The 21,616-nt window shown below is 62.1% G+C and carries 17 protein-coding genes and 1 tRNA gene; 7 read left to right on the top strand and 11 right to left on the bottom strand.

The window, feature by feature from the left end; genetic code table 11:
- Positions 1-27: 27 nt before the first annotated feature.
- Positions 28-1,185 (bottom strand): MexC family multidrug efflux RND transporter periplasmic adaptor subunit, encoded by a 1,158-nt coding sequence (locus DLD99_RS14210; protein WP_114882959.1) that lies wholly within the window; start codon positions 1,183-1,185, stop codon positions 28-30.
- Between the two features lie 118 nt (positions 1,186-1,303).
- Here DLD99_RS14210 and DLD99_RS14205 point away from each other — a divergent pair, with 118 nt between their 5' ends.
- On the top strand, positions 1,304-1,870 hold the full coding sequence (locus DLD99_RS14205) for a TetR/AcrR family transcriptional regulator (protein ID WP_114882957.1): 567 nt from the start codon (positions 1,304-1,306) through the stop codon (positions 1,868-1,870).
- On the opposite strand, the gene DLD99_RS14200 is transcribed toward DLD99_RS14205, so the two are convergent.
- Positions 1,871-2,482, bottom strand: a complete 612-nt coding sequence (locus DLD99_RS14200; RefSeq protein WP_114882955.1) for a dTMP kinase — start codon at positions 2,480-2,482, stop codon at positions 1,871-1,873.
- A 148-nt stretch (positions 2,483-2,630) separates the two neighbouring features.
- Here DLD99_RS14200 and DLD99_RS14195 point away from each other — a divergent pair, with 148 nt between their 5' ends.
- The 3 genes from DLD99_RS14195 (at position 2,631) to DLD99_RS14185 (ending at position 7,797) form a co-directional block, all read left to right on the top strand.
- On the top strand, positions 2,631-3,764 hold the full coding sequence (locus DLD99_RS14195; RefSeq protein ID WP_114882953.1) for an aminotransferase class V-fold PLP-dependent enzyme: 1,134 nt from the start codon (positions 2,631-2,633) through the stop codon (positions 3,762-3,764).
- A 257-nt stretch (positions 3,765-4,021) separates the two neighbouring features.
- Positions 4,022-6,427: a glucose/quinate/shikimate family membrane-bound PQQ-dependent dehydrogenase gene (locus DLD99_RS14190; protein ID WP_114882951.1), complete on the top strand. Its 2,406-nt coding sequence runs from the start codon at positions 4,022-4,024 to the stop codon at positions 6,425-6,427.
- An 83-nt stretch (positions 6,428-6,510) separates the two neighbouring features.
- A complete protein-coding gene (locus DLD99_RS14185) occupies positions 6,511-7,797 on the top strand; it encodes a carbohydrate porin (RefSeq protein ID WP_114882950.1) in 1,287 nt (428 codons plus the stop codon).
- Between the two features lie 11 nt (positions 7,798-7,808).
- On the opposite strand, the gene DLD99_RS14180 is transcribed toward DLD99_RS14185, so the two are convergent.
- Positions 7,809-8,489, bottom strand: a complete 681-nt coding sequence (locus DLD99_RS14180) for a DUF3313 domain-containing protein (RefSeq protein WP_114882948.1) — start codon at positions 8,487-8,489, stop codon at positions 7,809-7,811.
- The gene (locus DLD99_RS14175; RefSeq protein ID WP_114882946.1) at positions 8,489-8,815 is read right to left on the bottom strand and encodes a hypothetical protein; all 327 of its coding nucleotides are present in this window, start codon (positions 8,813-8,815) and stop codon (positions 8,489-8,491) included. The genes DLD99_RS14180 and DLD99_RS14175 overlap by 1 nt, the downstream gene beginning before the upstream one ends.
- A 146-nt stretch (positions 8,816-8,961) precedes the next feature.
- Here DLD99_RS14175 and DLD99_RS14170 point away from each other — a divergent pair, with 146 nt between their 5' ends.
- From DLD99_RS14170 to DLD99_RS14160, 3 genes are all read left to right on the top strand, one after another.
- Positions 8,962-9,687: a response regulator gene (locus DLD99_RS14170; protein ID WP_114882943.1), complete on the top strand. Its 726-nt coding sequence runs from the start codon at positions 8,962-8,964 to the stop codon at positions 9,685-9,687.
- Complete coding sequence (locus DLD99_RS14165) at positions 9,684-11,018, top strand: ATP-binding protein (protein ID WP_114882941.1); 1,335 nt, start codon at positions 9,684-9,686, stop codon at positions 11,016-11,018. The genes DLD99_RS14170 and DLD99_RS14165 overlap by 4 nt, the downstream gene beginning before the upstream one ends.
- 79 nt (positions 11,019-11,097) lie before the next feature.
- A complete protein-coding gene (locus tag DLD99_RS14160; protein ID WP_114882939.1) occupies positions 11,098-12,393 on the top strand; it encodes an OprD family porin in 1,296 nt (431 codons plus the stop codon).
- A gap of 11 nt (positions 12,394-12,404) precedes the next feature.
- On the opposite strand, the gene DLD99_RS14155 is transcribed toward DLD99_RS14160, so the two are convergent.
- The 7 genes from DLD99_RS14155 to fdnG form a co-directional block, all read right to left on the bottom strand.
- Positions 12,405-12,500 (bottom strand) — tRNA-Sec (locus DLD99_RS14155).
- Positions 12,501-12,506: 6 nt separating this feature from the next.
- Positions 12,507-14,426, bottom strand: a complete 1,920-nt coding sequence (selB, locus tag DLD99_RS14150) for a selenocysteine-specific translation elongation factor (protein ID WP_114882937.1) — start codon at positions 14,424-14,426, stop codon at positions 12,507-12,509.
- Complete coding sequence (gene selA, locus DLD99_RS14145) at positions 14,423-15,829, bottom strand: L-seryl-tRNA(Sec) selenium transferase (RefSeq protein WP_114882935.1); 1,407 nt, start codon at positions 15,827-15,829, stop codon at positions 14,423-14,425. Before selA ends, selB begins: the two co-directional genes overlap by 4 nt.
- Positions 15,830-15,877: 48 nt before the next feature.
- Entirely contained in the window at positions 15,878-16,804 is a 927-nt protein-coding gene (gene fdhE / locus DLD99_RS14140; RefSeq protein ID WP_114882933.1) for a formate dehydrogenase accessory protein FdhE, read from the bottom strand.
- A 3-nt stretch (positions 16,805-16,807) separates the two neighbouring features.
- The gene (locus tag DLD99_RS14135) at positions 16,808-17,461 is read right to left on the bottom strand and encodes a formate dehydrogenase subunit gamma (RefSeq protein ID WP_114882931.1); all 654 of its coding nucleotides are present in this window, start codon (positions 17,459-17,461) and stop codon (positions 16,808-16,810) included.
- Positions 17,458-18,393 (bottom strand): formate dehydrogenase subunit beta, encoded by a 936-nt coding sequence (fdxH, locus tag DLD99_RS14130; RefSeq protein ID WP_114882929.1) that lies wholly within the window; start codon positions 18,391-18,393, stop codon positions 17,458-17,460. Before fdxH ends, DLD99_RS14135 begins: the two co-directional genes overlap by 4 nt.
- Positions 18,394-21,459, bottom strand: a complete 3,066-nt coding sequence (fdnG, locus tag DLD99_RS14125; RefSeq protein ID WP_139831849.1) for a formate dehydrogenase-N subunit alpha — start codon at positions 21,457-21,459, stop codon at positions 18,394-18,396. It lies immediately after the preceding gene.
- Positions 21,460-21,616 lie beyond the last annotated feature (157 nt).

Here is a 21,616-nt window from a genome sequence, read left to right as displayed (position 1 = left end):
CGGAAAATCCTCGCGGCGACGGCGCCCTTATTGTTTCGACTCGGACGACTGAGCCACGGCCTGGGACTGACCCGGTACGACCTTGGCCCCCGGTTGCAGTCCGGCAAGGCCACCGACGATCACTTGATCGCCCGCCTTCAAGCCTTCACTGATCTGCCAGCGCGAACCCTGCATGGCGCCGGTCACCACACTGCGCGCTTCGACCCGCTCGTCTGCGCCGACCACCATCACCTGGGCAGTGCCATCGCTGCCCCGTTGCACCGAGCGTTGCGGCACGAGAATGGCCTGGCTGTCGGTGCCCTGTGGCGTACGCACGCGGACATACATGCCCGGCAGCAGCACGCCGTCGGTATTGGCGAACTTGCCGCGCAACGAGACCTGCCCGGTGCCGCGATCCACCGCAACATCGGTAAACATCAGCGCGCCCTGACGCTCGTAGTGGGTGCCATCGACGCGAATCGACAGTGCCTTGTTGTCGGCGGCGGAGAGTTTTCCGTCCTTGAGCGATTCGCGCAGGCGCAGCGCGTCGGCAGCCGATTGAGTGAAGTCGACATAGACCGGATCCAGTTGCTGAATCCGCGCCATCAACGTCGCATCCCCCTGCCCGACCAAGGCGCCTTCAGTGACCAGCGCACGGCCGACGCGGCCGGAAATCGGTGCCGTCACCGAGGCATAACCGAGGTTCAGCCGGGCACTTTGCAGATCGGCCTGGGCCGAACGGGTGGCCGCCTGAGCACTGCGCAGATCCGCCATGGCGCTGTCGAAATCCTGCTGGCTGACCGCTTCGATCTTCACCAGCGGTTCATAACGTTTGACCCGAGCCTGAGCCTCAAGCGCAACGGACTGAGCGCGAGCCAGTTCACCTTCAGCCCGCGACAATGCGGCTTTGAGCGGTGCCGGATCGATCTGGAACAACAGGTCCCCGGCTTTCACATCCGCGCCCTCTTCAAAACGCTTCTGCATCACGATGCCCGGCACCCGAGCACGCACTTCCGCGACGCGCATCGGTTCCACCCTGCCCGGCAGCTCTGATGTCAGCGCCAAAGGCTCGGTCTTCACCGCCACCACTTCTACCGGGCGCACCACTTCCGCCACCGCCGCCTGTTCACTTGCCGGCCCACACCCGGCCAACGCAATGGCGACTGCCAGCGAACCCGCCATTCCTACCGCACGCAAATTGCCCATAACTCACCCAAGGCTTGATCGAATTTGGCGCGAATGCTACGTTTCAAATCCTAATGAGTCAATAATGTCTCATGTGAGTATTTTGTGAATCTTATATGAACACCGCTCAAGGCCTCTGATGAACTCGATTTCCCATGATGAACAGCTGCTCAAGTCGCTGACCCTGGCCGTGGCCAACCGGCCGCGGGCGACAATGAAGGAACTGGCGCAGCAGGCAGGCGTGAGCAAGGCCACCCTGCACCGCTACTGCGGGACACGGGAAAACCTGACAGCCAAACTGGAAGAGCACGCCGAGGGCACGCTGAAGCTGATCATCGACAACGCCGGCCTGCAGCACCTGGAACCGCTGGAGGCGCTGCGCCGATTGATCCGGGAACACCTCGCCCACCGCGAGCTGCTGGCCTTTCTGATGGCGCAATACCGCCCCGACTTCCTCGATCCGGAACAGGGAGGCAGGCGCTGGTTGTTTTATCTGGAGGCGCTGGACGGGTTCTTTTTGAGAGGCCAGCAGGCAGGACTGTTTCGCATCGATATCACCGCGGCGATCTTCACCGAGTTGTTCATATCGCTGGTCTACGGGCTGGTGGATGCCGAACTACGCGGACGTGCGGCCCATGCGGATTCGGCACGGACGCTTGAGCGGATGTTTTTGAATGGGGTGCTGGCTGCTCGGCGTCTTTCTTGATCAGCCAAACAATTTACGGATCTCGGAAACCACCTGCATCGTTGCGTCTTCGATCGTGCCTTCATTACGGCACAAGACCCAGCCATGATCGGCAGCCGCTTGCTCGAACATCTCCGTACACGCGACATGCTCCGCGTGCTTCTGAATCACCGTACCACCCAGCCCTCTGGACCGAGCCTTGGCCCTGGCCCATGAAATATCCGGCGCGGTGACGACGCCGACATGCAGGTCAGGCACCCGCACGTTTCGCTCGATGTTCAACCGGAGAATCTCTGCAAACGGGACGGTATGGCGAAACGCGGCGTCCGACGGATACCAGCGATCAATCAGGATAATGCTGCCCGGCGGCTGTTCAGTCAGCACGTGCCGGGAAATCCAGCTCCGGCTATCTGCAAAGCGCTGACACACCGCCCACTCCAGATCCCGGGAGTGATTTCTGGCGAGTTCGTTGACGAGGGCCATGGTGGCACCCCGGTGCGGATCGCTTTTTCTCTCGCAAAGCCGGATGACTTTCTTGTTGTCGGCCCTCAGGACTGCCGTCACCGCTTCCAGTAATGTGGTTTTGCCGGTTCCTTTTGGCCCATCCAGAGAAACAAACAGCGGACGATTCATTTTTCACACAACGATTGAGGCATTGATGACCACTCTATCCTCATTTCTGCATTTCACTCAGCTCATCCCTGCCCTTTGCCTAAACTTGCTTCCCGATGATGTTCGCCAGATCTTTTGACTGCCAGGGAATCACAGAAGGAGTCACCCCATGTCAAAGCTATACCCGAGTATCGATCCTGAGGGGTTGGTCGAGTACTCCGTGGTCTACACCGACCGCTCGCTCAACCACATGTCGCAGTCATTCCAAGGCGTCATGAAGAACATTTCCAGGACCCTGAAGCAGGTCTACAACGCTGAGGGCGTTGCGGTGGTTCCGGGCAGCGGCACCTTCGGCATGGAAGCGGTGGCACGACAGTTCGCCACCGGCCAGCAATGTCTGGTGATACGCAATGGCTGGTTCAGTTATCGCTGGAGCCAGATCCTTGAGACGGGCAACATCCCGGCGGCCACTACGGTGCTGAAAGCCCGACCGGTCGAAACGGGTCGCCAGGCGGCTTATGCCCCGCCGCCTCTGGACGAAGTCCTGGCAGCCATTCACACGCACAAGCCGCAGATTGTCTTCGCCCCCCACGTTGAAACCTCATCAGGGATTATCCTGCCCGACGAGTACCTGCGGGCCGTCGGCGACGCCGTGCATGCGGTGGGTGGGCTCTTCGTGCTGGACTGCATCGCTTCCGGCACGCTTTGGGTTGATATGCACAAATGTGCCGTCGACCTGCTAATCAGCGCACCGCAGAAAGGCTGGAGCGCCTCGCCTTGCTGCGCCCTTGTGATGTTCAGTGCCTTGGCCCTCGAGCGCATCGAGCACACGCAAAGCAGCAGTTTCGCCTGCGACTTGAAGAAGTGGCTGCAGATCATGCAGGCATACGAACAGGGCGGACATGCCTACCACGCGACCATGCCCAGTGATTCCCTCGCGCGGTTCAACGACGTAATGAACGAGACCCAAGCCTACGGTTTCGAAAAGGTCCGCAGCGAACAACAGGCTCTGGGTGACCGGGTGCGCGCAATGTTGACCGGCAAGGGCTTCAAAAGCGTGGCCGCCGTCGGCTTTCAGGCCCCGGGCGTCGTGGTGAGCTACACCGATGATGCCGATATCAAAAACGGCAAGAAGTTTGCCAGCCACGGCCTGCAGATCGCCGCCGGGGTGCCGCTGCAATGCGACGAACCGGCCGACTTCCAGACCTTCCGTATCGGACTGTTCGGGCTGGAAAAGCTGCATAACATCGAACGTACCGTCAGCACGCTTGAGCGGGCACTGGATGAGGTGATGGTTAACTAAGCTCGCAAATCCCTCTCCCGCCGATCCTGTTCGGCGGGAACTACCAAGCCGCGCTCAACCTGTCATAAATTCCATATCTGCTGGCAAATAAAAGACTTTCCCACCGTTTCAATAGTCCCTGAGGACCCGCGAGGACAAGGCCAGCGTCGATTCGTCGCACCATTGAGCGCAAAAACCCCTTTCATTCTGAATTAGTGATTTAACTAGGTAGTTACCTAACGATATACTGCCCGCCTCATTTCAACGGGACATTCAACGTGAAGCAGAGTCAACGCCTCTCGGGCATATCAACATTCATTCTGGTCGGGCTCGGGGTGATCATCGCCCTGCTCGGCCTGGCACTGGCGGCTGGCGGTGTGAAATTGGTCAGCCTGGGAGGCTCCTGGTACTTCCTGGTGGGTGGTCTGGTCATGACCCTGTCCGGTCTGCTGATCGCTCGCCGCAAACCTGCCGGCGCCTGGCTGTTCGCGGCGTTTCTGGTCGGGACTGCGATCTGGGCAGTGAGCGACGCGGGCCTGGTGTTCTGGCCGGTGTTCTCGCGTCTGTTCATGTTCAGCGCCGTAGGTCTGGCGGTTGCGCTGGTCTACCCGATGCTCAAGCGCGCCAATGGCGGCGTTGCGGGTCGCGGCGCGTATGGCGTTGCCGCTGTTCTGGCAGCTGGCCTGGCCGTGGCTGCCGGCAACATGTTCGTGGCTCACCCGACCGTCGCCCCTACCGGCACCGGCCCGGGCCTCACCCCGGTCGAGCCGGAAAAGGCGCAGAAAGACTGGGCGCACTACGGCAACACCGAAGGTGGCAGCCGCTTCGCTGCGTTGGACCAGATCAACCGCAGCAACGTCGATAAGTTGAAAGTCGCGTGGATCTACCACACCGGCGACATCGCCGAGAGTGACGGCAACGGCGCTGAAGACCAGCTGACCCCGCTGCAGATCGGCAACAAGGTGTTCATCTGCACCCCGCACAACAACCTGATTGCGCTGGATGCCGACACCGGCAAGGAACTCTGGAAAAACGCGATCAACGCCAAGTCCAAAGTCTGGCAGCGTTGCCGTGGCATGGCCTACTTCGATGCCAGCGCAGCCGTCGCCAAACCGGCCAGCTCGCCAGTCACCGAAACCCCGGCCGCTCCTGCCGCCAACTGCACCCGCCGTCTGCTGACCAACACCATCGACGCCCGACTGATCGCGGTCGATGCCGACACCGGCGAGTTCTGCCAGGGTTTCGGCAACAACGGCCAGGTTGATCTGAAGGCCGGTCTGGGTGATGTCCCGGACAGCTACTATCAACTGTCCTCCGCGCCACTGATGGCCGGCACCACCGTGGTCGTTGGCGGTCGCGTGGCGGACAACGTGCAGACCGACATGCCGGGCGGCGTGATCCGTGGTTTCGACGTGATGACCGGTGCAATGCGCTGGGCCTTCGACCCGGGCAACCCGCAGGATAAAAAGGCCCCGGCCGATGGCAAAACCTATGTTCGCAGCACGCCGAACAGCTGGGCGCCGATGTCTTACGACCCGGCAACCAACACGGTCTTCCTGCCGATGGGCAGTTCCTCCACCGACATTTACGGTGTTGAACGCAACAAGCTCGACCACACCTACGGTGCTTCGATCCTGGCGCTGGACGCCAACAGCGGCGAAGAAAAGTGGGTCTACCAGACCGTGCACAACGACCTCTGGGACTTCGACCTGCCGATGCAGCCGAGCCTGATCGACTTCACCAAGGACGGCAAAACCGTACCGGCGCTGGTGATCGGCACCAAGGCCGGGCAGATCTACGTGCTGGATCGCGCTACCGGCAAGCCGCTGACCGAAGTCAAAGAAGTACCGGTCAAGGCGTCGAACATTCCGAACGAACCCTACTCGCCTACCCAGCCTAAATCGGTAGGCATGCCGCAGATCGGTGCCCAGCACCTGACCGAGTCGGACATGTGGGGCGCTACCCCGTACGACCAGCTGCTGTGCCGGATCGATTTCAAGTCGATGCGCTACGAAGGCCTGTACACCGCGCCTGGCACCGACAAATCCCTGAGCTTCCCGGGTTCGCTGGGCGGCATGAACTGGGGCAGCATTTCCACTGACCCGGTGCACGGTTTCATCTTTGTCAACGACATGCGTCTGGGCCTGTGGATTCAGATGATTCCGTCGCAAAACAAAGGTGAAGCAACCTCCGGTGGCGAAGCGCTGAACACCGGCATGGGCGCCGTTCCGCTGAAAGGCACGCCGTACGCGGTCAACAAGAACCGCTTCCTGTCGGTGGCCGGCATTCCGTGCCAGGCGCCGCCGTTCGGCACCCTGACCGCGATCGACATGAAGACCCAGAAAGTCGCCTGGCAGGTTCCGGTCGGCACCGTTGAAGACACCGGTCCACTGGGCATCCGCATGCACCTGCCGATCAAGATCGGTCTGCCGACCCTCGGCGGCACCCTGTCGACCCAAGGTGGCCTGATCTTCATCGCCGGCACCCAGGACTTCTACCTGCGCGCCTACAACAGCGGCAACGGTGAAGAAATCTGGAAAGCCCGTTTGCCGGTCGGCAGCCAGGGCGGCCCGATGACTTACGTTTCGCCGAAAACCGGCAAGCAGTACGTGGTCATCACTGCCGGTGGCGCCCGTCAGTCGACCGATCGTGGCGACTACGTCATGGCGTACGCCCTGCCGTAAACCGCTGCGCCCTCCTTCATTTCACTGCGCGCGGCACCTTCGGGTGTCGCGCCGTTTCATGTTCCTGGCTCTGGATTTCAGCAATGTCATTCGTTGTTCGTTTTTCCCAAACTGGCGTTCTGCTCGCTCTTGCCTGCAGCGCCGCCCTGCCCGCTTTCGCTGACACCGATTCGAATGTGTTCACCCGCAACACCCTGACCGGCGACTGGGGCGGCCTGCGCCATCAGCTCGACGAAGATGGCGTCAAGTTCACCGGCGACTACACCGGCGAAACCGCCTACAACGCCGACGGTGGCCTGCATCGTTCGGCCCGTTACTCACAGAACATCAAGCTCGGCGCGCAATTTGATCTGAGCAAAATCTATGGCGTCGACAACGCCGGCAAGGTCCAGCTGACCATCAACGACCGACGCGGCAACAGCGCCTCGGAGGATCTGGTCGGCAACCGTCTGCCGATCCAGGAAAACTACGGCGGGCTCTACACCCGCCTCACCGAACTGAGTTATGAGCGCACCCTGTTCACCCCGGCGCTGAACGTCAAACTCGGCTACATGGCCATGGGCAACGACCTCGGTGGCCTCGACAGCGGCATTCTCTGCAACTTCATGAACGCCGGTTTCTGCGGCCATCCGCTGAACATGTCCGGCGGCAGCGGCTGGACCAACTATCCCAACGCGCACTTGGGTGTGCGGGTGAAATACGACCTGTCGCCAGAGTGGCAAGTGCGCTTGGCTGCGTTCAACGTTGATCCTGAAAGCAACGGCAACTCCAGCCGCGCCTGGCACCTGGGACCGAAACACACCACCGGCACCGTGGTGCCTGTCGAACTGGTCTACAAACATGCGGGCACCCTGCCTGGCGAATACAAGCTCGGTTATTACTACGACAGCTCCGACGTGAAACGCATCGGCAGTGATAAGGAAGTGTCCGGTCGCGGCGGCCATTACCTGCTGATCGATCAGGCCGTGTGGAGCTCGCCAACGTCCGAAGGCCGCAGCCTGCACGCCTTCGGTCAATACTCGGCGGCCAGCGAAGCGGCTTCGCCGTTCAGCAAGTGGTATGGCGCCGGCGTGGTTCTGTACAAACCGTTCGAAGGCCGCCCGCGTGACACCGTCGCCCTGGGATACGGCCGCGCCGTACAGAACCCGCGCAGCCGCGACGTGCAACAAGACGCCGCGCTGGCCAACGGCACACCGCTCTCCAATATCGACGGCGCTGAACAGCTGATCGAACTCGGTTACGGTTACCAGGCCACCCCGTGGCTGACCCTGCGCCCGAACCTGCAGTACATCATCGAGCCGGGCGCGTTCTCCGGTCAGGACATCGACAATGCACTGGTGGTGGGCCTACAGGTAAAAGCGGCACTGTGACGTAGCGGCTGTCACCGCGCGGTCACCTTACGCGCGGCGACACAGGTCTGGCTCAAATCGCTGGCCCAACCGTCGAGCACGCCTTTGACGTTCTCGGCGGTCATCACCTGTTTGTCGTTTTCCAATGGCACGCCCGTGCCCTTGCGCACGACCTTCGCCACGACTTCGCCCGTCGATCCGTCCTCGATCGACACTTCCGTGGCGATCTCACTGTCCTGATCACGAATGCCGGTAGCGGTGCTCACGCCGGCCGCGACCAGCGTGATCGGCAGCCATTCGTAGTACCGCAGCCCCTGAGTGCTGGTGGCGACTTGCGTGATGGCGGGTCGCACAACCAGTGTGTTCGGGCCGGGCCCGGATGCCAGCGGCAACGTTTTGCCCAGTTCCTGCCGGAGGGCTGCGTCGTAGTAGCGGGTCACACCGGACAACGTGCTCTGCGGAATTCGCCCCGTGGGCTGAACTTGCGGATAGAACTGGCTCGGCGCCAGATAAACCCGGGTGTAACGCCCAGTCGCCAACGCCGGGCTGACCCAGCTCAGAACTGTCTGCCCCGACGGTGTCTGCTGCTCCTTCAACATGCTGTAGTCGTTGAGAAACCCGGAATACATGTCCGGTTCGACTTTTTTGCTGCTGCAGGCCGACAGGCTCAAAGTCGCTGCCAACAACAGCACCAGCGAATAACGGTTTCTCATCAATGCGCTTCCCCAGCGGTCTGAATCTGGCCGAACGGAGTATTTTCAGAACACTCGATGCGCAACTGCCCGTGGGTCATGATCCAGTGGATGAATTCGCTCGTGGGGATGGAGTGGATGTATTCCACCCAATGACTGTCGGCCGGGCTGAAGCGCTCGAAGTAGCGGCGCATGACGAGTTGGCTCTGGTCCGGAACGATTCCCAGGCAGGTTTCCTGGAAAAAGATCGGCGCGTTGAACACGCTGCTAGTGGTGCGCTGAGTGAGGATCAACGGGCGCACGGCACCATGCCCCTGAGTCGAATAAGCGCTTTTCATATCCTTCATATGAACCCCCTTGGATGGAATGCCGGCAGAGTGCCCGAGGTTTTTTGCCCGAGGATGTCCGGCTGATGTCCGTCCGGAAGGAATGTTGCTGGATTGAAATAAATGACCCCGCCTTCGAAATGGTTTTAGATGCCCTCTTTTGATTCATGGATCCTGCAAACGTGAGCAGACTGCTGATCGTCGATGACGACGTGGAAATTCTGTCCCTGCTGAAGAAGTTCTTCGTTCAGCACGCCTATGAAGTCGAAGTGGTAACGGATGGCCAGGCCATGTGGGCGGCCATTGAGCGGGCGCGGCCGGACACGATCATTCTCGACCTGATGCTGCCGGGTGAAGGCGGTTTGAGCCTGTGCCAGAAAATCCGCGCGCAGATGGGGATCCCGATCATCATGCTGACGGCCATGGCTGAATTGAGTGACCGGATTGTCGGTCTGGAACTCGGAGCCGACGATTACCTGACCAAGCCTTTCGCGCCCCAGGAATTGCTGGCCCGGGTGCGTGCGCTGCAACGCCGCGCCGGCGAGCATGGCCACCGCACCAGCGAGCCTGCACGCCCGGTGATGACCTTCGCCGGTTGGCACCTGGACATTACCTGCCGCGAGCTGCGCTCACCCGAGGGAGTGATGATCCCGATGTCGGGCGGGGAATTTGATCTGCTGCTGGTCTTTCTCGAACATCCCCAGCGCATCCTGACCCGCGAGCAACTGATCGACCTGACCCACGGCCAGGGCCACGACGCCTTTGATCGCAGCATCGACGTGCAGGTCAGCCGCTTGCGGCGCAAGATCGAACCGGACAGCAAACGCCCCGACCTGATCCGCACCGTGCGCAATGGCGGCTATATGTTCACCGCCAAGGTCAGCCGCTCATGATCGGTCGAATCCTGCCGCGCGACACCCTCAGTCGGCGGATCGCACTGACGATTGTCGCGGCGATGCTTGCCTCGCTGCTGCTCAATGCCTTGTTCGTACAGGTTGCAGGCATCTGGGCCCGCCCGCCCATCGAGCGCACCGGATTGCTGGAACGGATTGCCGCGAGTGCCCGGCTGATCGAGGCCGCGCCCGCGCAATTGCGCCCGCAACTGGCGAGTGCCGCGAGCAGCCCTTCGCTGGAAGTGGTGTGGAACGCGCAGCGCAGCGAATTCAAACTGCCCGGCGACGGCGCAGCGGTCGAGACCTCGAAGATTCCGGCGCTTGAGCAATTGCTGGGCAGCCACCGGGAAATCGAAGTGTTCAACCCCGATGACTGGCCGCCAGGCAGTGCCCAGGCGCACTATGTCGCCCTCATTCCCTTGACCGATGGCAGTTGGCTGTCCTTCACACCGCCGGAACGCAGCTGGGGCCTTACCCTGAACGCCCGGATCGCGGTGATTGCCTCTCTCGGCCTGATCGCCACGTTGCTGGTTGCCTGGATCGCCACCCGCCAACTGGCCAATCCGTTGCAACGCTTTGCCGGCGCCGCCAGGCGTTTTGGCGTCGACCTGAACGCACCGCCCATCGAAATCGAAGGGCCCCACGAAATCCGCCAGGCCATCATCGCCTTCAACGCGATGCAGGCGCAGATCCAGCATTTCATTGGTGAGCGCACGCATATGCTCGCGTCTATCTCCCATGATTTGCGCGCGCCTCTGACCCGGATGCGCCTGCGCAGCGAGTTCATGGAAGACCTGGATCATCAGCAGAAACTGATTCGCGACATCGAAGAAATGCAATCGATGATCAACGCCGCCCTGGCGTTTTTCCGCGAAGGCACACAGCTTGAACAACCCACCGCGTTCGATCTGTCGGAACTGCTGCAAACCATCCTCGACGACTACCGCGACCAGCATGTCCTCATCGACTTCAACGGCCCGGCCCACCTGGTTTACGACGGCCGGCCGCTGAGCCTGAAGCGGGTGATCGTCAACCTGCTGGAAAACGCCGTGAAATACGGCGAACGCCCGCGCATCGCACTCAGTCGCAACGCGCACTCGATCTGCATCGAAATCTGCGACGAAGGCCCGGGCATTCCCGAAGACGCGCTGCAACGGGTGTTCGACCCGTTCTTCCGCCTCGAAACTTCGCGCAACCGTGAAACCGGCGGCGTCGGGCTCGGCCTCTCGGCAGCCCGGGCGATCGTTCGTGAGCAGGGTGGCGAACTGACCTTGAGCAATCGCAAAGGCTCGGGACTGGTGGCGAGGATCGATTTGCCGGTGGTCGACTGACTCAGCACATCCGCTCAATCATTCAGAGGCAGCCCGCACGACAATCCGGCGACATTCCATTTACGCCGGGCACTGACACATGAAAGGTTTCTCGCCCTCGGGTATCACGCTGGCCTTGCTGCTGGGCGGCGTCGCCAACACAACATTGGCCAGCGGTTTTCTGGATGACGCCAAGGGCGAAGTGCTCAGCCGCAATTTTTTCCTGAGCAACGACTACCGCTCGCCCTCGCCCAGCGGCAAGAACTACAAACAGGAATGGGCTCAGGGGTTTATCGGTACTTTCGCATCCGGTTTCACCGATGGATCGATCGGTTTCGGCCTTGATGCTCATGCCTTTTATGGCCTGAAACTCGATGGTGGCAAGGGCCACTCCGGCACCGGTCTGTTACCGGTGGACAGTGACGGTCGCAGCGAGAGCGACTATTCCAGCGCCGGCGGCGCCCTGAAACTGAAGGCCTCGCGCACCACCCTCGCCTTCGGCGAAATGACCGTCGAGACCCCGGTATTCGACACCTCGGACAAACGCCTGCAACCGGAATACGCCACCGGATTCCTGCTCAACAGCCGTGAAATCGACAACGTCAATCTGGTGGCCGGGCATTTCACCGCATTCAAGAATCAGGACAGCTCATCCGGCCAAGGCGACTTCCAGGGCTACGGCGCCAATACCAAAGCCGGCGGAATCAGCTTCATCGGCGCAGACCTGTTCAGCGACAGCCCGGTCGGAGGTGCGCTGTACGCTTCCGATCTCAGCGAAACCTGGCACCAGTACTACGCCAACCTGCATTTCAAACAGTCCGGCGTGCTGCTCGACGCCAACGTCTACCACACCCGCGACACCGGGCAGGCACTGGCCGGTGAAATCGATAACACCGCGTTCAGCCTCTCGGGCAAATACGCCTTCGGCCCGCACTCGGTGATGCTCGGCTGGCAGCGCATCAACGGTGATACACCGTTCGATTTCGTCGGCGGCGATTCGATCTATCTGGCCAACTCGATCAAATACGCCGACTTCAACGGCGCTCACGAGCGCTCGTGGCAGGCCCGCTACGACCTGGATTTCGGTGCGTTCGGCATTCCGGGACTGAATTTCATGACCCGCTACGTCTCCGGCAGCCACATCGACGGCACCCACGCGCCCAAGGGTGGCGCCTATAACCCGTTCGACGCGGACAGCGGCCAGTACCAGCCACAGCAAGGGGACGGCGGCAAACACTGGGAGCGCGACATCGATCTGCGCTACATCGTCCAGTCCGGCGCGGCCAAGGATCTTTCGGTGCAGCTGTCCCACGTCTCGCACCGTGCCAACAGCGCTCAGGCGGGGGATGATATTGACCGGATCTACGTGGTGATTCAGTACCCGCTGGGGTTCTGAATGCAGAAAAGTGGCGGAAGGCAGCCGGAGTCGAACCTGCCCGGGAACGGATGCCATCCCCAACCGGGTTTGAAGCCCGGCCGCGCCACCGGGCGCGATTGCCTTCCTTGAACTCAGTCGGCGCCGGGGTTGGCCAGCGCGTTGTCGAAGCGGATCTGCCGACCCTCGCCGAGACGCCGGGTCAGGCCGAGGCGGTCGAAGTATTCGAGGATCTGGATACTGCGTTTGCGTCCCAAGCCTAGCGCATCACGGAACGCCGTGACTTGAATCGGCGGATTTTCTTCACCCAGACGCAGGAGCACCGCCGCCATCTGCCGCAAGGTGATGTCGGTAAAAAAAAGATCCCGCACCACCTGATGCATCACGCCGAGCCGCGCCAGTTTGCGTAGCAACAGCCGGACCGTGGCGTCCTCCTGGTTTACGGCTTTGGCCACGTCGCGCACCCACGGCGGATCGAAACCGGCCTGTTCGAAAAGCGGCTGCAGTGCCTGCCAGAGGGTTTCGTCGTCGGCATTCAGGCGCACCTGATGATCCGGCAAATGCAGCCACGGGCCGCTGGCGGTGAGCGAGCCGGCGCTGCGCAGTTCTTCCAGCAGGCTGACGAAGGTCGAATGCTCGATGTTCAGGCCGCTGAAGCGCCGCAGACGATCACGGTCCGGGCCCATCTGGTCGGGCTCCAGTTCATGGAAACGCGCCAGTTGCTCCAGCAAAGTGAACTTGAGAATGCCCCAGCGCTGGGCGTTGAACAGCACCTGGCCCTGACGGGTTTCGATCAGACGGACGTTGTCCGGCAGTGACCAGCCTTCACGCGGACGGTTGAACTGACGCTCCAGACGCTGGGAATCAATGCCGCTTTCGCTGTACTCCAGCAGCGTTGGCAGCGCTTGCTCCAGGCTGGAGCTGATCGCCAGCGCCCGCAATTGCGCCAGACGCCCGGGGCTGCGTCGTTGCCGGGCCGGGGCGAACGGGTCGAGCAATTGACCGCCGCCGAGCGTGCGTTGGGCGCTGGGGTCGCGCAGGATCAATCGGTCCCCCTTCACGCCGTGCACCGGGACATTGGTCAGCAGTTGCGCGAGCATGCGTTCGCCCGGAAGCAGCCGGGGTCCTTCGAGCAGCGCCACGCGGGCGATCACGTCTTGTGTGCCGAGGTGCAGATGCACGGGTTGGAAGTGTTCAAAAGTGCGCGTCTCATCGGGCAGCAGCTGGAAGTCGATATCCAGGCGTTGAGTCGGCGCGAACAATGCTTCGGCGAGCAGCCATTGGCCGCGATGGATGTGCCCGAGCTCTAGGCGGTCAGCGCTGATGTTCAGGGCAACCCGCTGGCCGGCAAACGCCAGTTCTGCGGGTTGATTCTGCGCGTGCAGCCCCCTTACCCGAACCGTTTTGCCCGACGGCCCCAGGATCAGCCTGTCGCCCACGGCGACCATTCCCGACAGCGCCGTGCCCGTCACCACAATCCCGGCACCGGCGACGCTGAATGCCCGGTCGATGGCCAGACGAAAACCACCCTCGCGCCCCCGCTTCAACACTTCACCTTGCGCCTGCAGCAACGCTTGCCGCAGCGCATCGACGCCTTCACCCGTCACGCTTGAAACCGCGAGCATCGGCGCGCCAGCAAACGGACCGGTCGCCAGAAGATGTTCGATTTGCCGGCGAACCTCCACCAATCTGCCCGCCTCGACCCGATCAGTCTTGGTGATCGCTACCAAGGCCCGGGGAATGCCCAGCAATTCGACAATCGCCAGATGCTCGCGGGTCTGCGGCATCACGCCGTCATCCGCCGCGACCACCAGCAACACCAGATCGATGCCCTGGGCGCCGGCCAACATGTTGTGGGTGAATTTCTCGTGGCCCGGCACGTCGATGAACCCGGTCAGCCCCGCTCCGGGTGCCAGTTCGGCGTAGAGATAACCGAGGTCAATGGTCATGCCCCGCTCGCGTTCCTGGGGGCGGCGATCGCCGGATTGCCCGGTCAGCGCCTGGAGCAGCGAAGTCTTGCCGTGGTCGATGTGCCCGGCGGTGCCGACGATCATGTCTGCAACGGCCCGAGTTGCGCGAGCCACGCTGGTTCGTCGTCGAGTTGCCGCAGATCCAGCCACAGCGCGTCATCGTCGAGGCGACCGAGCACCGGGATCGGCAATTCGCGCAATGCGCTTTGCAGATTCAGCAGCGAGCGTCCGCGCAGGCGTTTCGACACTTGAGGGCGGGCGCACAATGCTGCGCTTGGCAGCCGCGCCACCGGTTGGCTGCCGCTGCCGATCATGCCCAGTGTCGCCACGGCAGTGACGATCCAGCCTTCACCGAGAACATTGGCCAACAAGGGTTGCAGACGTTGGGCCTGAGCCAGAATTTCGTCTTGCGAGCGGGTCAGCAGGCGCAAGGTCGGCAAGCGCTCGGCCAACCGATCAGGGTCGCGATAGAGCCCCAGCACCGCTTCCAGCGCCGCCAGCGTCATTTTGTCCACCCGCAAGGCACGTTTCAGCGGGTTCTTTTTGATTTTCGCGATCAGATCCTTGCGCCCGACAATAACGCCCGCCTGCGGCCCGCCGAGCAGCTTGTCGCCGCTGAAGGTAACGATGTCGGCGCCATCAATCAGTGCCTGACGCACCGTCGGCTCCGCCGGCAGGCCCCAGCGGGTCAGGTCCAGCAGGCTGCCGCTGCCGAGGTCTTCCAGCAGCGGCAAGTCATGCCGATGGGCCAGTTCCGCCAATTCAGCCGTCGGCACGCGGGCGGTAAAACCTTCGATGCTGTAATTGCTCGCATGCACCCGCATGATCAAGCCGCTGCGCGGGCTGATCGCCGCTTCGTAATCCCGGGCATGGGTGCGATTGGTGGTGCCGACCTCGTGCAGACGCACACCGGCCCGGGCCATGATGTCGGGAATGCGGAACGCACCGCCGATTTCGATCAGTTCGCCACGGGAGATGATGCCTTCCTTGCGCGCGCCGAGGCTGTTGAGGGTCAGCAGCACCGCAGCGGCATTGTTGTTGACCACGGTGACGGCTTCGGCGCCGGTCAGCTCGCGGATCAGGCCTTCGATCAGGTCATCGCGGTCGCCACGCTTGCCGCTGGCCAGGTCGAATTCCAGATTCAAGGGATAACGGGCAGCCAGTTGCACGGCGTCGATGGCCTCTTCCGGCAACAATGCGCGGCCCAGATTGGTGTGCAGCACGGTTCCGGTCAGGTTGAACACTCGCCGCACCTGACTGCGCTGTTGCAATGCCAGACGCTCGGCAATCCTGCCGGCCAAGGCTTCAGGGCTGATCTCGATGGCGGAGAGCTGCCCCGCCACGACCGAATCGCGCAAGTCGTCGAGCAACTGACGCAACATCGCCAGCAGCGCCTCGCGCCCGTGTCGCTCGGCCACGGGCTGGAAGGCGTTGTGACGCAACAGACTGTCGATGGAAGGCAAACGCTGGGCAACACTGGCAGGCATCAGACGCTCCGGATAAAAAGCCGTTGCGCCAGAGTGTAGACGCTCTGCTTATTCGTCTCCGGGTGCCAGCAACAGATTCGGTGCCAGGCGCTGATAGCCGTCCTGGGCCAGGCGCATGTCCAGCAGCAGACTGCTCAGGTCCGCCGACAAGGCTTCGGCCTCGGCATCGTTTTCCAGATACAGCAGTTTCAGATAGCTGTTACATCCCGGGCAGACCTCGGCCCGCAGCGGCGCCTGATTGGCGGCGTGGCGATCGTCTTCCAGGCTCAGGTATTCCAGCCCTTTGCTCTGCTCGCAGTACACGCATTTGACCCGCACCACATGCCATTCGCAGGCACACAGCGAACAGACCAGATAACGCAAACCGTTGTGCTTGCCACGGTGACGGATCACCCCGGCCATGGCCGGCGAACCACAGGCCGGGCACTGGCAGAGGCTGTTGCCGGGCGCCAGTTGCAAGTGCGGTGCGCTGAGCAGCCAGTGGCTCCAGGCCGTTTGCAGCGCCGCGCCGAGAAACGGCACCAATGCCGCCGGCACCAACGAATACTGGCCACTGACCAGCGCCACCGCCCAGGCCCGCAACTGGCCGGAGCTGGCAATCCGTAACGACGTGACCGCATCGGCGACGGCGGGTTGTTCCGGTGCACCGTAGCGTTGCAGCAAGGCATCGAGATACGCCTGCCAGCCATCCTCGCGGATCAGGGTGTCAGCGGCGAACGGTGGCATGCCGTGTTGGCGGCAGACTTCAAGGCGTTGCTCATCAATCGGGGCATTCGAGGGCGGATCGTCGAGCACTTGCTGTTGCACGCGGCACAGTCCGGCGATCAGACGCAGGTAGTCGGCCAGCGGGTGGCCGTTCGCCAAGAGTTCCAGACGTTCGGCGCGCAGCGCGAACAGGTTGTGCGGCGGCAAGTGCAGAAACGGCGGCGCACTGGCCGCCGCTTCGATTTCCCCGGGTTCAAGAATGGTTGGCAAGTGTCAGCCCTTTTTGGTGACCGGTCGCTCCGGCGGATCCTGGGATTCCACTTCGCGATACCAGAGTGCGTGATGTTTTTTCGCCCAGGCGCGGCTGACCCAACCGTGCAGCATCGCGTCCACCGAGCCCTTGATCCAGATCCCGGCATAGATGTGCACGATGATGCTGAGGATCAGCACAAACCCGGCCAGTGCATGCAGCAACATCGCCCAGCGAATCGTGGTGATGCCGAAGTAATGACTGAAGTACGCGCGCCAGATCACCAGCCCGGTGAACAACAGCCCGAGCATGCACAGCAGTAAAGTCCAGAACAGCATCTTCTGCCCGGCGTTGTATTTGCCCACCGGCGGCACGGTTTCTTCGTCGTTGACCAGCACCCGGTCGATACGCCGCAGCCACTTCCAGTCGTTGTCGATGAAGAAGTTCGAACGCCAGAAACGGAACACCAGGCCGAGGAAGAACACGAACATCAGTACGCCCATGAACGGGTGCAGGATCCGCGTCCACGGCCCGCCGCCGAACAGATTGGTCAGCCAGAACATCGACGGATGAAACAGCGCCAGTCCCGAAAGCCCCGCCATAAAGAACAGAATCGCCACCAGCCAGTGGTTGGTGCGCTGGTTGGCGGTGTAGCGCAGGATCGTCTTGTTGCTCATGGCCGGTCCTCCCCGCGTGGGTCGAAGGTGTGCACCGCCGGGTCGACCACGTGGACCGAGGTGTCGGGCGGCTCCGGATGGTCATCCTCTTCGGTGCGATTCGGGCCGATCCGCACATAATGGAAGAACCCGGCCAGCACCGCCGCCCCCATGGCCAGCAGGCCCAGAGGTTTGCTGATGCCTTTCCACAGGCCCACCAGCGGACTGATGGCCGGATTTTCCGGCAGCCCGGCGTAGATCTTCGGCGTGTCGGCGTGATGCAGCACGTACATGACGTGGGTGCCGCCGACGCCTTCAGGATCGTAGAGACCGGCGTTGTCGAAACCACGGCTCTTCAGGTCGACGATGCGTTCGGCCGCGTGGGTCTTCATGTCCTCTTTGCTGCCGAAGACAATCGCCCCGGTCGGGCAGGTTTTCACGCAGGCCGGCTCCAGTCCCACGGCTACGCGGTCCGAACACAAGGTGCATTTGTAGGCCTTGTGGTCCTTCTGCGAAATGCGCGGAATGTTGAACGGGCAACCGGTGATGCAATAACCGCAACCGATGCAGTGGTCCTGATCGAAATCGACGATGCCGTTGGCGTGTTTGATGATCGCCCCCGGGCTCGGGCACGCCGCCAGACAACCGGGCTCGGCGCAGTGCATGCAACCGTCCTTGCGGATCAGCCATTCGAGGTTGCCAGCGTCGGTTTCGTGCTCGGTGAAGCGCATCAGCGTCCACGACTCCGCGCTCAGATCCTGCGGGTTGTCGTAGGTGCCGTGGTTGTGGCCGACCTCGTCGCGCAGCTCGTTCCATTCCGAGCACGCGACCTGACAGGCCTTGCAGCCGATGCATTTGGTGGTGTCGATCAGCTTGGCGACTTCCTCCTGATTGCGCACCGAGGGTGCCGGCGTGGTGGTGGCCGAGCGGGCGATGATGTCTTGGCTGGCCATCTATATTTTCTCCACGTTGACCAGGAATGACTTGGATTCCGGGGTCTGTGTATTGCCATCGCCGAGGAACGGCACCAGGGTGTTGGTCAGGTAGCCGTGACGCGTCAGGCCGGTGAACCCCCAGTGCAGCGGGATGCCGATCTGATGCACGACCTGGCCGTTGACCTGCAACGGCCGGATCCTTTTGGTCACCACCGCTACCGCCTCAATGAACCCGCGCTTGCAACTGACCCGTACCCGGTCACCGGCAGCGATGCCCTTCTCTTTCGCCAGCACTTCGCCGATTTCCACGAATTGCTCAGGTTGGGCAATCGCGTTCAACCGGCAGTGTTTGCTCCAGAAGTGGAAATGCTCGGTCAACCGGTAACTGGTGGCGGCGTACGGGTAATCCTTGGCCACGCCGAGGCTGTCCCACACCGAATCGAAGATCCGCGCCGCCGGGTTGCTGGTGGCTTTCTTGTTTTCGGGGTGCAGCGGGTTGATGCCGATCGGCGTTTCGAACGGCTCGTAGTGCTCGGGGAACGGCCCTTCGTTCATCTTGTCGACGGCGAAGAACCGCGCCACGCCTTCGGGGTTCATGATGAACGGGTTCATCCCGGCTTCCGGCGGCACATCGGCCTTGTAGTCCGGCACGTCGGTGCCACCCCAGGCCTTGCCGTTCCACCACACCAGGCGTTTTTTCGGGTCCCAGGGTTTGCCCTGCATGTCGGCCGAGGCGCGGTTGTAGAGAATCCGCCGGTTGGCCGGCCAGGCCCACGCCCAGCCCTGATGCTGATGCATGCCATACGGATCGGCATTGTCGCGCCGGGCCATTTGATTACCGGCCTCGGTCCAGCTGCCGCAGAAGATCCAGCAGCCAGAGGCGGTGCTACCGTCATCCTTGAGCTGGGCGAAGGCGGCCAGTTGCGAATTGCCCTTGATCGCCGCGCCCGTGGCGTCGGTGAAGTCAGTGGTGGCGTAGCCGTTGACCTCTTTGGCGATTTCTTCCGGCGACGGTTCTTCCGGAACCTTGTACGGCCAGGACAGTTTGAGAATCGGATCGGGATAAGCGCCGCCCTCGGTCTGATAACGCTGACGCAGGCGCATGAACAGCTCGGTCATGATCCGCACGTCGGTGCGGGACTCGCCGGGGCCGTCGGCGCCTTTCCAGTGCCATTGCAGCCAGCGACTGCTGTTGACCAGCGAGCCGTCCTCTTCGGCAAAGCAGGTGGTCGGCAGACGAATGACTTCGGTCTGGATGTCGGCGCTTTTCACATCGTTGTACGGCCCGACGTTTTCCCAGAACTGCGAGGTTTCGGTGGCCAGCGGGTCCATCACCACCAGCCATTTCAGTTTGGCGAGAGCGGCCATCACCCGGTTTTTATCCGGCAGCGCGGCAATCGGGTTGAAGCCCTGGCACATGTAGCCGTTGACCTTGCCCTGCCCCATCAGGTCGAACACCTTGAGGATGTCGTAGTTGGGGATGTCGAGTTTCGGCAGGTAATCGTAGGCCCACTGGTTTTCGGCGGTCGCGTTGGCGCCGTACCAGGCTTTCATCAGGCTGACGTGGAACTTGCTGTAGTTCTGCCAGTAGGACAGTTGCCCCGGCCGCAACGGCAATTGCGTGCGTTTCTTGATGTAGCCGTTGTAGTCCTGCTCGGCATCCATCGGCAGGGTCAGGTAGCCCGGCAACGAGTTCGACAGCAACCCGAGGTCGGTCAGGCCCTGAATGTTCGAATGTCCGCGCAAGGCGTTGACCCCGCCGCCGGGCATGCCGACGTTGCCCAGCAACAGTTGCACCATTGCTGCGCTGCGGATGATCTGCGAGCCGATCGAGTGCTGGGTCCAGCCCAATGCGTAAAGGATGGTCATGGTCTTGCCCGGCTGCGAGCAAGTGGCGATTTCCTCCCAGATTTTCTTCATCGCATCGACCGGCATACCGCAGATCTGGCTCGCCAGGTCGATGTTGTAGCGGCTGTAATGCTGCTTCATCAGCTGATAGACGCAACGCGGATCCTGCAGGGTCGGGTCGACCTTGGCAAAGCCGTCCTCGCCCAGTTCGTAACCCCAGCTGGATTTGTCGGTATAGGTGCGTTTGGCCGCGTCATAACCGGTGAACAGCCCGTCCTCGAAGCCGAATCCGGCTTTGACGATGAACGACACGTCGGTGTAGTTGCGCACGTATTCGTGCTGGATTTTGTCCTCGGTCAGCAGGTAATTGATCAGCCCGCCCATGAACGCGATGTCGCTGCCGGTACGGATCGGCGCGTAGTAATCGGCCACGGACGCGGTCCGGGTGAATCTCGGGTCGACCACAATCAGCCGCGCGGCGTTGTGCGCCTTGGCTTCGGTCACCCATTTGAAGCCGCATGGATGCGCTTCAGCGGAGTTGCCGCCCATCACCAGGATCAGATTCGCGTTGGCGATATCGGTCCAGGTGTTGGTCATGGCTCCACGGCCGTACGTCGGGGCAAGACTTGCCACCGTCGGGCCGTGTCAGACACGCGCCTGGTTATCGAACCCCAGCATGCCGAGACTGCGCACCACCTTGTGGGTGATGTAGCCCGCTTCGTTGGACGCCGCCGACGCTGCGAGGAACCCGGTGGTCAGCCAGCGGTTCACCGTCTGCCCCTGGGCGTTCTTCTCGACGAAATTGGCGTCGCGGTCGGCCTTCATCAGGTCGGCGACGCGGTCGAGGGCTTCGTCCCAGGTGATCCGGGTCCATTCGCTGCTGCCGGGCTTGCGCACCTGCGGGTACTGCAAGCGGCCCGGGCTGTGAATGAAGTCCAGCAGGCCGGCGCCTTTCGGGCACAGGGTGCCGCGGTTGACCGGGTGGTCGGCGTCGCCCTCGATATGGATGATGTTTTGCGCAACGTTCTTCGCGGCATCGCCCTGGCTGTACATGATCAAACCGCAACCGACCGAGCAATACGGGCAGGTGTTGCGGGTTTCATGGGTGTGGGCGAGCTTGAAGTGGCGCACCTGCTCGGCGAAGGCCAGCGTCGGGGCCATGCCCAACGCGCCCAGGCTAGAGCCTGCAAGGCCGATACCGGCGACCTTGAAGAACTGACGACGGCTGAGATCCATCGTGCACTCCTGATCAGGTGGAACCCGGTACTTGAGCCGGGTTTTTTCTGGACAATCACGGTGGCGGCAAGCGAGTGCCGACTTTTTCACTGTAGACAACGGCGCCGTGGTCTGTGTGAAAACCGACCGTCGGCCATTCGTCGGTCACAAGTTCGCG

The sequence above is a fragment of the Pseudomonas kribbensis genome (assembly GCF_003352185.1).
Lineage (GTDB): Bacteria > Pseudomonadota > Gammaproteobacteria > Pseudomonadales > Pseudomonadaceae > Aquipseudomonas > Aquipseudomonas kribbensis.
Note: the sequence above shows the minus strand (reverse complement) of the source record. Positions and strands in the feature narration are given on the sequence as shown.